10 protein-coding genes and 3 tRNA genes are annotated in these 12,906 nt (G+C 59.3%); 8 read left to right on the top strand and 5 right to left on the bottom strand.

The annotated features are described in order from the left end of the window. Window positions 1-35: 35 nt before the first annotated feature. Entirely contained in the window at window positions 36-1,043 is a 1,008-nt protein-coding gene (locus RT21_RS13695) for an outer membrane protein assembly factor BamD (protein WP_046163160.1), read from the bottom strand. Between the two features lie 290 nt (window positions 1,044-1,333). Between RT21_RS13695 and rluD the strand changes: the two genes are divergently transcribed. The 6 genes from rluD (at window position 1,334) to RT21_RS13665 (ending at window position 6,231) form a co-directional block, all read left to right on the top strand. Next, window positions 1,334-2,308, top strand: a complete 975-nt coding sequence (gene rluD, locus RT21_RS13690) for a 23S rRNA pseudouridine(1911/1915/1917) synthase RluD (RefSeq protein ID WP_045424455.1) — start codon at window positions 1,334-1,336, stop codon at window positions 2,306-2,308. After that, on the top strand, window positions 2,305-3,039 hold the full coding sequence (gene pgeF, locus RT21_RS13685) for a peptidoglycan editing factor PgeF (RefSeq protein WP_046163159.1): 735 nt from the start codon (window positions 2,305-2,307) through the stop codon (window positions 3,037-3,039). Before rluD ends, pgeF begins: the two co-directional genes overlap by 4 nt. 180 nt (window positions 3,040-3,219) lie before the next feature. After that, the gene (gene clpB / locus RT21_RS13680; RefSeq protein ID WP_046163158.1) at window positions 3,220-5,784 is read left to right on the top strand and encodes an ATP-dependent chaperone ClpB; all 2,565 of its coding nucleotides are present in this window, start codon (window positions 3,220-3,222) and stop codon (window positions 5,782-5,784) included. Between the two features lie 203 nt (window positions 5,785-5,987). Beyond that, window positions 5,988-6,063 (top strand) — tRNA-Asn (locus RT21_RS13675). Between the two features lie 10 nt (window positions 6,064-6,073). Then, a tRNA-Pro gene (locus RT21_RS13670) sits at window positions 6,074-6,150 on the top strand. Between the two features lie 5 nt (window positions 6,151-6,155). Continuing rightward, window positions 6,156-6,231 (top strand) — tRNA-Lys (locus RT21_RS13665). 156 nt (window positions 6,232-6,387) lie between these two features. Here the strand turns inward: RT21_RS13665 and RT21_RS13660 are convergent. The 3 genes from RT21_RS13660 to RT21_RS13650 all read right to left on the bottom strand — a co-directional run bounded on the left by RT21_RS13660 (window position 6,388) and on the right by RT21_RS13650 (window position 10,355). Beyond that, window positions 6,388-7,683, bottom strand: a complete 1,296-nt coding sequence (locus tag RT21_RS13660; protein WP_046163157.1) for an NAD(P)/FAD-dependent oxidoreductase — start codon at window positions 7,681-7,683, stop codon at window positions 6,388-6,390. 49 nt (window positions 7,684-7,732) lie between these two features. Then, complete coding sequence (locus tag RT21_RS13655) at window positions 7,733-7,906, bottom strand: DUF3094 family protein (RefSeq protein WP_045424464.1); 174 nt, start codon at window positions 7,904-7,906, stop codon at window positions 7,733-7,735. 157 nt (window positions 7,907-8,063) lie between these two features. Further along, window positions 8,064-10,355, bottom strand: coding sequence for a DUF1631 domain-containing protein (locus tag RT21_RS13650; RefSeq protein ID WP_046163156.1), 2,292 nt, complete (start codon window positions 10,353-10,355; stop codon window positions 8,064-8,066). 324 nt (window positions 10,356-10,679) lie between these two features. On the opposite strand from RT21_RS13650, the gene nadC reads away from it, so the two are divergent. Continuing rightward, entirely contained in the window at window positions 10,680-11,528 is an 849-nt protein-coding gene (nadC, locus tag RT21_RS13645; protein WP_046163155.1) for a carboxylating nicotinate-nucleotide diphosphorylase, read from the top strand. A gap of 38 nt (window positions 11,529-11,566) precedes the next feature. On the opposite strand, the gene RT21_RS13640 is transcribed toward nadC, so the two are convergent. After that, window positions 11,567-11,998, bottom strand: coding sequence for a Z-ring associated ZapG family protein (locus RT21_RS13640; RefSeq protein ID WP_045424472.1), 432 nt, complete (start codon window positions 11,996-11,998; stop codon window positions 11,567-11,569). A gap of 246 nt (window positions 11,999-12,244) precedes the next feature. Between RT21_RS13640 and RT21_RS13635 the strand changes: the two genes are divergently transcribed. Beyond that, the gene (locus RT21_RS13635) at window positions 12,245-12,874 is read left to right on the top strand and encodes an alpha/beta hydrolase (protein WP_046163154.1); all 630 of its coding nucleotides are present in this window, start codon (window positions 12,245-12,247) and stop codon (window positions 12,872-12,874) included. Window positions 12,875-12,906 lie beyond the last annotated feature (32 nt).

The following is a 12,906-nucleotide window of genomic DNA, read 5'->3' as shown; positions in this document are numbered from 1 at the left end:
CGGGCCTGCCGTTCTGGCAGGCTGCGGTTGGGTACTCAGTCGAACAGGCCGAAGGTCAGATAGCTCCACCAGGAGCGGTCTTCGCTTTGCTCTTCCTTTGCAGCTTCGGTTTCCGCTTCCCGCAACACTGGGCGCAGTTCATCCGGGAGATCCTGGGCAGCATTCTCATACTGACGCACCACGTCGCGGTTGGATTGCGAGCGGTCCGGGGCTTTGTTCTCGGTATCGATCAGGCCGAGTGTGGCGCGGGACAGCCAGCTGCGGTTATCGGCCTCTTCCTGGCTAGGCACGAACTCACCCTCTTCCAGGCTGGGGTGTTGCGGGTAGTTGAGCTTGAGCGTTTCCAGGCTGGTGCCCGCGAGCTCCTCGAGGCCAAGGCGTTGATAGGCTTCGGTCATGACGGCCAGGCCATCACCGACTGCGGGCGTGCCCTGGAAGTTTTCTACTACATAACGGCCGCGGTTGGCAGCGGCGACGTAGGCCTGGCGGCGCAAGTAATAGTCGGCAACATGGATCTCGTTCGCGGCCAACAAGTTACGCAGATAGACCATCCGTGCCTTGGCATCTGGGGAGTAGCGGCTGTTCGGGAAACGAGTGGTCAGCTGGGCGAACTCGTTGAAGGAATCGCGGGCAGCGCCGGGGTCACGCTTGGTCATGTCCAGCGGAAGAAAGCGCGCCAGCAGGCCGCGATCCTGGTCGAAGGAGGCCAGGCCCTTCAGATAGTAGGCGTAGTCGACACTAGGGTGCTGCGGATGCAGACGGATAAAGCGTTCAGCCGACGAGCGAGCGGCTTCCGGCTCGGTGTTGCGGTAATAGGCATAGATCAACTCGAGCTGTGCCTGTTCGGCGAAGCGGCCGAAGGGGTAGCGGGACTCGAGAGCCTTCAGCTTGTTGATCGCACTGGTAAAGCTTTTATTGTCCAGGTCGGCCTGTGCCTGCCGGTACAGTTCCGCTTCGCCGAGGTTTTCACTGATGGTTTCGTTGGACGAACAGGCAGCGGTAAGGGCGAAAATGGCGATCAGCAGCAGGTGTTTCACTTGCATGGCGGCTTGCGTCCCTGTGACGGCTGGCTGTCTTGCGCTGAGCCGTCCTGTTATGATGGGCGCCCCGGCTGACCGGGACAAAGACGCGGTATTTAAACACAAGCGTGTTGCTGAAACCAAAGGCTGCACCCGTGTCGCTGTCGAGGGGCTGCTCAGACTCAGGATCTACCCATAGGCCTCCTGCCTGTCGATCAGAGCATCTCCCCCCTTTCTTATGTAGCGGCTCATCGCCTGTCGCAATCGGTGCGAATTGCACGGTTGCCTCTCCAACTATTGAAGCGCCCTTAATTATGTCCACGATCACCACCCAGGCCATTCATCTCCGCGCCGAGGTGCCCTACGACCTCGGCGGGCAGCGCCTTGATCAAGTTGCGGCACAGCTGTTCTCCGAGCATTCCCGTTCGCGTCTCGCCGCCTGGATCAAAGAGGGTCAGCTCACCGTCGACGGCGCTGTCCTGCGTCCACGGGATACAGTGCATGCGGGTGCCGTTCTGGAGCTTTCCGCCGAGCAGCAGGCTCAGGGCGAATGGGTGGCGCAGGACATTCCGCTGGATATCGTTTTCGAAGACGAACACATTCTGGTGCTGAACAAGCCGTCCGGGTTGGTGGTGCATCCTGCTGCCGGGCACGCCGACGGCACCTTGCTCAATGCCTTGTTGCACCATGTTCCTGATCTGATCAACGTGCCGCGTGCCGGCATCGTGCATCGCCTGGACAAGGACACGACCGGCCTGATGGTGGTCGCCAAGACCTTGCAGGCGCAGACGCGTCTGGTGGAACAGCTGCAGGCACGCAGCGTCAGCCGTATATACGAGGCTATCGTCATCGGTGTGATCATCACCGGAGGCACCATTGATGCAGCCATTGGTCGGCATGGGCAGCAGCGTCAGCGCATGGCGGTGGTCGAGGGCGGCAAGCCTGCCGTGAGTCACTATCGGGTGCTTGAGCGCTTCCGGTCGCACACTCATGTTCGGGTCAAGCTTGAAACCGGGCGTACGCATCAGATCCGTGTGCATATGACCCACATCGGTTACCCGCTGGTGGGTGACCCGCTTTATAGCGGTCGTTTTCGTATCCCGCCGGCAGCGAACCCGACGATGGTACAAACGCTGCGCGATTTTCCACGCCAGGCATTGCATGCGCGCTTTCTGGAGCTCAACCACCCGATCAGTGGCGAGCGGTTGAAATGGGAATCGCCGTTGCCGGATGACTTTGTCTGGCTGCTGACGTTGTTGCAACAGGATCGCGAGGCCTTTAGCGGGTGACCGATTGGCCGGAGAGCTGGATCCGTCCCGACTGGCCTGCACCTCGGCGTGTGAGAGCGTGCGTGACTACGCGCAGCGGTGGCGTGAGCCAGGCGCCTTTCGAAGGCTTCAACCTGGGCGATCATGTCGGCGATGTGCCCGAGCGGGTGTCTGCAAATCGACAGTACTTGCAGCGGCTGCTCGGATGCGAGCCTGCCTGGATGAGCCAGGTTCATTCGAATTGCGTTGTTGAAGCCAATCCGCGCGGTTGCCCCACAGCCGATGCCTGCTGGACGGCTGAAGCGGGTGTTGCCTGTGCGGTACTGACCGCCGACTGCCTGCCGGTATTGTTCTGCGACCTCGACGGGACCCGTGTCGCGGCTGCCCATGCAGGATGGCGTGGGCTAGCTGCCGGCATGTTGGAGGCTACCGTAGCGGCCATGGCGGTGCCTGGGCCGCAATTGATTGCGTGGCTCGGTCCTGCAATAGGCCCTGCGGTATTCGAGGTGGGCGGCGAGGTGCGTGATGCGTTCATCTCTCGCCATCCCGCTTGTTTCGAAGCCTTTACCCCCAGCCATCGCGCGGGTCACTTCATGGCCGACATCTACCAGCTCGCCCGAATCCGTCTGGCTGCGTGTGGTGTTACGGCTGTCTTTGGCGGCGGTTTCTGTACCGTCAGCGATCCCTGTTTTTACTCCTATCGCCGTGCCGCCCGCACAGGGCGCTTCGCCAGCCTGATCTGGCTGGTCTGAGTCGCGCGGCTCACGGCCTTGGCGTCTCGCATCTGACCTGCGTTAAACCACCTGCATGACCTGCGTCAAGGTCGCATGGCTTGAATCTCCAACAATCAACCTCATCTAAGGTCCATCTCGCAGGCTTTCGTTCGAGTGCGTTTCAAGTGCACGGCCTGCCTTACCTAGAAAGGTGATTACATGCGTATCGATCGTTTGACCAGCAAGCTGCAGCTTGCGCTTTCCGATGCCCAATCCATTGCTGTTGGTTTCGACCATTCGTCCATCGAACCCTTGCATTTGATGCAGGCGCTGCTTGAGCAGCAGGGCGGGTCGATCAAACCGCTGCTGATGCAGGTGGGTTTCGACATCAATGGGTTGCGCCAGGCGCTGACCAAAGAGCTTGATCAGTTGCCGAAACTGCAAAATCCGACCGGCGACATGAACATGTCTCAGGATCTGGCGCGTTTGCTCAACCAGGCTGACCGCCTCGCGCAGCAGAAAGGCGACCAATACATCTCCAGTGAACTGGTGCTACTCGCTGCTTTGGATGGCAGCAGTCGTCTGGGCAAGCTGCTGCTCGACCAGGGTGTGAGCAAGAAGGCTCTGGAAAACGCCATCAGCAATCTTCGGGGTGGTGAGGCCGTCAACGACCCCAACGCCGAAGAGTCGCGGCAAGCGCTGGACAAGTACACCGTCGACATGACCAAGCGCGCCGAGGATGGCAAGCTCGATCCGGTGATTGGTCGCGATGACGAAATCCGCCGGACCATTCAGGTGCTGCAGCGGCGCACCAAGAACAACCCGGTGCTGATCGGCGAGCCAGGGGTGGGCAAGACCGCTATCGTCGAAGGCTTGGCGCAGCGCATCGTTAACGGTGAGGTCCCGGACGGGCTCAAGGACAAGCGGTTGCTCGCGCTGGATATGGGCTCGCTGATTGCGGGGGCCAAGTTCCGCGGCGAATTCGAAGAGCGCCTGAAGGCGGTACTGAACGAGCTGAGCAAGCAGGAAGGCCGGGTCATTCTCTTTATTGATGAGCTGCACACGATGGTCGGTGCGGGCAAGGCCGAAGGCGCGATGGATGCTGGCAACATGCTCAAGCCAGCGCTTGCACGTGGCGAGCTGCATTGTGTCGGGGCTACCACCCTTGATGAGTATCGTCAGTACATCGAAAAGGATGCGGCGCTGGAGCGACGCTTTCAACGTGTGCAGGTCGATGAGCCGAGTGAAGAGGACACCATCGCCATCCTGCGCGGCCTGAAAGAGCGCTACGAGGTGCACCACGGTGTCTCCATCACAGATGGTGCAATCATCGCGGCGGCGAAATTATCGCACCGCTACATCACCGATCGGCAGCTGCCGGACAAAGCCATCGACCTGATCGACGAGGCGGCCAGCCGTATCCGTATGGAAATCGACTCCAAGCCGGAGGAGCTTGATCGTCTTGATCGACGTCTGATCCAGCTGAAGATCGAACGCGAAGCGCTGAAGAACGAGGATGACGAGGCCACCAAGAAGCGTCTGGCCAAGCTCGACGAGGAAATCGTCAAGCTCGAACGCGAATATGCCGACCTCGAGGAAATCTGGAAGTCGGAGAAAGCCGAAGTACAAGGCTCTGCCCAGATGCAGCAAAAGATCGAGCAAGCCAAGGCCGAGCTGGAAGCGGCGCGGCGTAAGGGTGACCTGGCGCGCATGGCTGAGCTGCAGTACGGCATCATTCCTGACCTCGAGCGCAGCCTGCAGATGGTCGATCAGCACGGCAAGACCGAGAACCAGCTGCTGCGTAACAAGGTGACCGATGAGGAAATTGCTGAAGTTGTCTCGAAGTGGACCGGTATTCCTGTTTCGAAAATGCTCGAAGGCGAGCGCGAAAAGTTACTGCAGATGGAAGACCTGCTGCACCAGCGCGTGATTGGGCAGCACGAGGCAGTGGTGTCGGTGGCTAATGCGGTTCGCCGGTCGCGGGCCGGGTTGGCCGACCCGAACCGTCCCAGCGGATCTTTCTTGTTCCTCGGCCCGACAGGGGTCGGCAAGACCGAATTGTGCAAGGCTTTGGCCGAGTTCCTCTTCGACACGGAAGAGGCCATGATCCGCATCGACATGTCCGAGTTCATGGAAAAGCATTCGGTTGCACGTCTGATCGGAGCACCGCCGGGCTACGTGGGCTATGAAGAGGGCGGCTACCTGACCGAGGCTGTGCGTCGCAAGCCCTACTCGGTGGTCCTGCTCGATGAGGTGGAGAAGGCGCATCCCGATGTGTTCAATATTCTGCTGCAGGTGCTTGAGGATGGCCGGCTGACCGACAGCCATGGGCGAACTGTGGATTTCCGCAATACCGTGATCGTCATGACGTCGAACCTGGGGTCGACCCAGATTCAGGAGCTGGTGGGCGATCCTGATGCGCAGCGTGCAGCAGTCATGGATGCCGTGAGCCATCACTTCCGGCCGGAGTTCATTAACCGTATCGACGAAGTGGTTGTCTTTGATCCGCTGGCCCGCGATCAGATTGCTGGCATTGCTCGCATTCAGCTGGGCCGCCTGCGGCAGCGATTGGCCGAGCGTGAGCTGAGTCTGGAGCTGACTGACGAGGCCATGGATAAACTGGTTGCAGTAGGTTACGACCCAGTCTATGGCGCACGGCCTTTGAAGCGAGCCATTCAGCGTTGGATCGAGAATCCGCTGGCGCAGCAGATACTGTCTGGTGTCTTCGAGCCTGGCTCGAGCATCTCGGGGAGGGTGCAGGATGACGAGATCGTCTTCGCCTGATGGGTGGGTGCTGGCGCCGTTCCGTCGAGCGGTGCCAGCGGCTTTGTCGCCAGCGGAGCGGGTCGGACTGCCGCATCGTGCAAATCATTGTAGTAAATCGCATTTTTTCTGTTGACAGTCGCGCCGAGAACCGTAAAATGGCGCGCCTCTGAGGGGGGAAAGCAAGCGGTAACGCAGACCACCTGAGGAGCTGGAAATGAAGTTCCGCGATAGCTCAGTCGGTAGAGCAAATGACTGTTAATCATTGGGTCCCAGGTTCGAGTCCTGGTCGCGGAGCCAAATTCCATATCGGGGTATAGCGCAGTCCGGTAGCGCGCCTGCTTTGGGAGCAGGATGTCGGGAGTTCGAATCCCCCTACCCCGACCATTTTTGGGTCGTTAGCTCAGTTGGTAGAGCAGTTGGCTTTTAACCAATTGGTCGTAGGTTCGAATCCCACACGACCCACCAAAATCGCCTCGTTAAGAGACGTGAGAAACCGGGAGATCCGAAAGGGTCTCCCGTTTTTTTTTGGCCTGGATCCCTCTCGTTTTTCACTTCTGTCGCCGGAAAGCTATCCGGTACAGCCAGCGCTTGTCCTCATAATGGCGCTGGCTACCGGCTCAATCAATGAAGCTTGAGGCGTGGCACTGTGCTGGTGCTGAGTTTGTCCCCGATCATCATCAGGCCGGTACGAGCCACGCCGTACAGCGCGATCTGATGCATCCGATACAGGGAAACGTAAAACATCCGCGCTAACCATCCTTCCAGCATCACGTTGCCGGTGAGGTTGCCCATCAGATTGCCTACGGCTGAGAAGCTCGACAGCGATATCAGGGAGCCGTAATCGCGATACCGGTAAGTGGGCAGGTCTTTGCCCTCGAGTCGCCGGGCAATCGATTTAGCGAGTAGCGATGCTTGCTGATGCGCCGCCTGCGCTCGCGGTGGTACGTTGCGATCGCTGTCCGGTTGTGGGCATGCGGCGCAATCGCCGAAGGCGAATATGTTTTCGTCTCGGGTGGTCTGCAGTGTGGGAAGCACCTGCAGCTGGTTGATTCGATTACTTTCCAGTCCGTCTATGTCTTTTAGGAAGCTTGGCGCTCGGATACCGGCAGCCCACACCTTCAAGGTGGCCGGGACAAAGTTGCCATCCTTGGTATGCAAGCCTTCATCGGTCACCTCGCTCACTGCGGCGTCAGTGAGTACCGTAACGCCCAGATCTTTGAGTGTTTGGTGGACCGGCTGGCTGATCCGCTCCGGTAGCGCCGGCAGCACCCGTGGGCCAGCTTCAATGAGCGTGATATGGACGTTTTCCGGCTTGATGCCGTTTAGGCCATAGGCGGCGAGCTCTCGTGCGGCGTGGTGAAGCTCGGCGGCAAGCTCGACCCCTGTGGCGCCAGCACCGACAATTGCCATGTTGATGGTGCTTTGATGGCCTTCAGCGGCATGGGCGCGCATGTAGTGGCTTAGCAGCAGGCGGTGGAATCGTTCTGCTTGCTCACGTGTGTCGAGAAATATGCAGTGCTCGGCGGCGCCCTTGGTACCGAAATCATTGGTCGTGCTACCGACTGCGATCACCAGCGTGTCATAGCTCAGCGTGCGAGCCGGCACCAGCTCGACTCCATGCTCATCGAAAGAGGCTGCAAGGTGTACGCATTTGCGCTCACGCTCCAGACCGCTCATACGACCCATTTGGAACTCAAAGTGGTTCCATTTCGCCTGCGCTACATAGTTGAGCTCGTCAGCGGACGAGTTCAGCGAGCCGGCGGCCACTTCGTGCAGTAAGGGTTTCCAGATATGCGTCAGGTTGGCGTCGATCAAGGTGATACGCGCCTTGCCACGCTTGCCCAGGGTTCTACCCAGGCGGGTGGCAAGCTCCAGGCCGCCGGCGCCGCCGCCAACGATTACGATGCGATGTGTCATGGAATGAACTCATAGGCTTTACGGAATTCGGTTCGGCGCCTTGTGGCGGTCATAGGACCAGGCGGCTAAGGAGGCGGCTCAGCAGCCCCAGGCCGAGTACCACTGCCAGGACTAGCACAAGGAGCAGCCACGGCCGAAAAGGCCGGCGCTCGACTTGGTGCTGAGGCGCGCTGAGGTAGTGGTCAACGCGTTCCTGGTCTTCGGGTTTAAGACGGCTGGGCATACGCACCTCGAAAGGGGATGCAGGCATTCTAGCGGTGCGAGGGCAAAAGCCAAGCGTGACGACGCTTGGCAGTTGGTTCTGGTTGGCTGGATGACAGCGTGGGGCGGGCTAGTGGGGCAATCGCGTGGGGCAGGGTTTCTACCCGTCCCACTTGTCTCTATCGCCCGTTGTTGTTTTTAAGGCTCCGAAGATTGCCAATGACCGATTCCAGGGCGCGGTCGAAGAGAAGCGCATCGTTGAGCAGGCGTATTGCACCGCGACGGAATTCTATCGCGAGGCCCATTCGGGTTTTCTCCAAAACTTTCATGCCAGTGCGGTTGACGAAAATATATTTGCCCGTGGGCTTTATCACCGCTGCAAGCTTGCAGCGGAGCTTGTGCTCTTCGTCCTCCTGAAACTCGACCCAGCTGCCGACTCGCAGGTTATCGACCTGCATGAGCGCTTCGTCGTTGTCGTCCAGATTGATTTCCGGCTCATGCTCCCGGGTTTCACCTGGGGCGAGTAAAACGATCTCCTCGTTGACCTCAACCATCGCTGAACTGGCCGGTTCGTTGACGGGATCTTCGCGTGGAGGCAGTTCCAGCTTCTGGTCGGCTGCAGAACTACCTAGGTCGAGTGGTTCGCTGGCTGGCGCAATTTTGGCCGGTTTGTTGAGCTGCTGTAGGGTCTGCACATGCAGCGCTTCGAGTCGGGTAAAGAAATCGCTGGTAGAGAAGGGGTCAAACGCCGCGCTTACCAGGCCGTCACGAAGGTTCTTCAACAGGCTTGGAACAAGCTCCAGTAGTCGCGCGCGGGACTCGAGATCTTCGTGTGGCGCAACGCTCCATATAAGGTCATCCATAGTGGCCAGCGCAGCCTGCCACTGTTCGGACTGAGTGCCATGCTTCAGGCAGGTCAGCAGTAGAACCTTGCTCCACGCTTCTTGTAGCAGTCGAACAACAACTTCGGGCAGGGTTTTGCCGAGCAGTCGCTGATTAAGCGCATGTTCGACCTCCTGGCGGGCCATTTCGGCTTTAGCGCGTCCTTCTTCGGCGTCCCGCGTGCGCTGTTCTAGCAGTTCGCTACGGCGTCGCTCGTCGCCGGTGAAGGCGAGGAAGTCGGCGAGCAGTTCGGAGAAGATGGCAGGATCATCGACAAAATCGTTCAGCAGGCGCGCCACAATCTGCTCGATTTTCTGGTACAGGCTGTCGCGCTGGACTTCGTCCTGATCGGCCCAGCCCATTGAGGCTGAGGCGATCTCATTAAGCAGACGTCGGGCTGGGTGACTGCCTCGGCTGAAGAAAGTCTTGTCCAGCACCGCTACTTTTAGCACCGGGATTTGCAATCGTCCGATCAGTGCCTTGAGTGAGTCGGGCAGGGTGCGGTCGTCGAGAATGAACTCGAACAGCATCGACACAAGGTTTATGACGTCTTCGTCGACTTCGCCGACCACGCGTGATTTGCCGCTCTTGGCGCTGACCCGATGCAGCAGTTGCTCTAGCTGGTCCTGCAGATCGAACTCATCGACCTGCTGCGGTGCGCGTGACTGCAAATGCGAGAGCAGCCGCATCAGATCGTTGCTGGAGATCGGAATGGCGTCGCTGGGCAGGTTACGGGCCGGTAGCGCACTTCCGCGCAGTTCCGAAAGCAATGCCTGGAGGCTGCCGAAAGCTTCCTGAACGCTACTGTCAACGTATGCGGGTGCTTCGCTGAAACCCGCTCCAGACCTTGAAGGGCTGTTTCCTGACGCGACTGGGCGGTTTGACGAGCGGCGTGGCTGCGCTGATTGCAGTTCCGGCAGGACGCTCGCCGCCACCAGTATCTGGTTGGATTCGGCATACAGCTGCTCAAGATCGGTCAGCACGTAACGCTCGAACAGCTTGAGAATGATCAGCTTAACCTTGATCTCGACGCCCAGGCTGCGGCAGGCCTCGAGGAAATACTCACAGAGTTGCTGGGGGCCCAGCGGATTGTTCTTGTCGTCCAGCTTTTTGCTGACGAGGACGTTGATGCGGGTTGTGAGGTGGCTGAGTGGCTGAGTGGCGCGGCTCATTACCTTCGCGACCATGGTGTCGATCGCGACCGACTCTTCCAGTTCGTCGTTCTGCACCAGCGCTAGGCTCTCAAAGGATGCTTCCTGCGGCGCGGGCTTACCGATTTCGTATTGGTTGAGTTTGGAAAAAGATTCAAAAACCTGTTGCAGGAAGCTGCGCTCGATGCCGCGGCGCTTCATACGCAGATCACGCATAGCCTCAAAAAAAGCGTTCTGTTCGGCGTTGCTGGTGGCGCGGTCGGCAATCTCAAAGAGCGAGTCGTCAGCGTTGTCGAACAGTGTCTGCAATGCCAGGCGCAGCTGCTGGGCGGCTTTATCGCGCACGCTGATGAGCGCGACAGGTAGTCTCCCTGCCGGCGAGGTGGGCTTTTGCTCGGCGCTGGCCTTGAGGTGCACCACTTTCGCATCGGTTCGCATCGAGACTCTCCGGTCGCCTGTGATTCAAGCGCTGTACATTTGTAGCATGCCGCTGATTTTAGGCGGGGGCAACGGCCGAAATCGCTTGGGCTGGGCTCGCCATTTCTGTGGCGCCAATTTATGAGTCCATTATATGCCGCTTGTTCACTAGCCTAGCGCGGTTTTGTTTTGGACATGAAGCAGCTCACAGATACTCGCGTGTTTCCTACAGGTGGTCGGAAAATGCCGAGCGCACCAAGAGCCACATGACGTTTCATCCGGTTCGGTTCATGCGTCATGACCAGCGCAACCTTTATACTTTGCTGAATTATCTGGGAGCCCACCGTGACCAATATCACTCTTGCAGACTTGTCCGCCGAAATCGAAACCAATGTACGCAAGGCGCTGATGGAGGATGTTGGCGCCGGCGATATCACCGCGCAGTTGATCCCTGCAGAGCGGCTCGCCCAAGCGGTGATCATCACTCGCGAGGCGGCCGTTATCAGTGGTACGGCTTGGGTCGACGCGGTGTTCCGGCAGCTGGACCCGCGGGTGGCTGTGCATTGGCGTGTGGTCGATGGCGAACAGGTTGCGGCGGACCGTGTGCTGTTTCAACTGGAGGGCCCTGCACGTGCGCTGCTAACTGGCGAGCGCGCGGCGTTGAATTTCCTGCAAACATTGTCGGGGGTTGCGACCCGTTGCCGACATTATGCCGATCTCGTCGAAGGCACTGGTGTGCGGCTGCTTGACACGCGCAAGACTATTCCTGGGTTGCGTCTGGCGCAGAAGTACGCAGTTACTTGTGGCGGTTGCCATAACCATCGAATCGGGCTGTACGACGCCTTTCTGATTAAGGAAAACCACATTGCTGCCTGCGGCGGGATCGCTGAAGCCGTCGCAGCCGCACACCGCATCGCTCCGGGCAAGCCGGTCGAGGTCGAGGTCGAGAGTCTTGACGAGCTGGAGCAGGCCCTACGCGCAGGCGCTGATGTGGTAATGCTTGATGAGCTTAGTCTGGCGGACATGCGCACCGCGGTGGGCGTTACGGCGGGGCGGGCGAAACTGGAGGCGTCGGGAGGGATTGATGACGGTACGCTGCGTGCGATTGCCGAGACCGGCGTGGACTATATCTCCATCGGCGCGTTGACCAAGCATGTGCGTGCAGTTGACCTGTCCATGCGTCTAACGCAATAACGCAACACGAGGCGGCACCAAAGTGCCGCCAATCAGGCTCAGTGCTTGCTTTTCAGACCGAAGTTTTCATGCAGCGTGCCGGGTACATCCGCGTCTTTGGGCGCGTAATCCTTCGGCGGTTCGGTGAACGTGGGCGAGCTGAGGCGCTCACGGTGGCTATGATTCTCCTCGCTGTGCAGCGCCGCTTGCAGGCGCTGGCGAGTCTGCTCGTCAAGCGCCAGCTTGTCCGCACCTTCTGACAGGTGATCCTGCATGTCCTGATAGCTGTTAGTCAGCTTGCGCAACAAGCTGGCCGTGGTATTGAAATGGGTCACCACTTCGCTTTGATAGGTGTCCAGGCGCTCTTGCAGTTCGTCCACCTGGCGCTGTGTGCTATTCGGCGCGCTGTTTCGCGCAATCAGGTAACCAATGACGATGCCGACGATCACGCCGACGATCGGGAGCAACCAGGTCGCGAAGGTCTGTTCCACGAATACTTCCTCTATAAAAACGGCTGTGCTGTTCAGCAGCGAAACCTTGCGCTGGCGGTCGGGCAGGGCGACTGTCGGGCCGGGACGCAGCTGCTATGCGCGGGCGCACCGCCTGATGCGGTGGTTTTTCCACGGCTTGATACGTTAACGTCTCGTTCCTGCCCTGTATACCGCAACACGCTATGGCGATCACCGCGCAGGGTGTAAGCAAGACGAGCCAATTAGCCCCAAGGTCACGGAGTTACTTTGTTGAAACGCGAAAACCCCATATCCATAGAGGGTCCGGCCGGCGTGCTGGAGGGCCTGCATTTCGATCAGCCCGAAGCGTGCGGACTGGCGCTGATCTGTCATCCCAACCCGGTCAAGGGTGGGACCATGCTGAATAAGGTGGTGTCGACCTTGCAGCGCACGGCTCGCGATGCGGGTTATGCAACGCTTCGGTTCAACTTTCGTGGGGTTGGCGGCAGTGCTGGGCACCATGACATGCACACCGGCGAAGTCGACGACGCCGAGGCCGCGCTGCGCTGGTTTCAGGCGCAGCACCCAGGATTGCCGCTGACATTGTTGGGTTTTTCCTTCGGTGGCTTCGTTGCGGCGGCGCTAGCGGGGCGGCTCGAAGCCCGAGGCGAAGCGTTGGAAAGACTGGTTCTGGTTGCGCCCGCGGTTTCGCGTCTTGTTGATCAGCCATTGGCTGAACGCTGCAAGTTGACCATCATCCAGCCCGACGATGATGAGGTCATCGAGCCAGCGTCGGTACATGCATTTTCCGCCGGGCTTCAGCATCCCCATGAATTGCTGAAAGTGGCAGAATGCGGCCACTTTTTTCACGGCAAGCTGGTAGAGCTGAAAGAGCTGGTCGCGCCGCGATTGGGCTAGCGGTGAGCTAGTCGCCGCACGTGCTGCACGAT

This window comes from Pseudomonas sp. 10B238 (assembly GCF_000970615.1).
Classification (GTDB): domain Bacteria; phylum Pseudomonadota; class Gammaproteobacteria; order Pseudomonadales; family Pseudomonadaceae; genus Stutzerimonas.
This window is presented reverse-complemented; position numbering and strand designations above follow the sequence as displayed.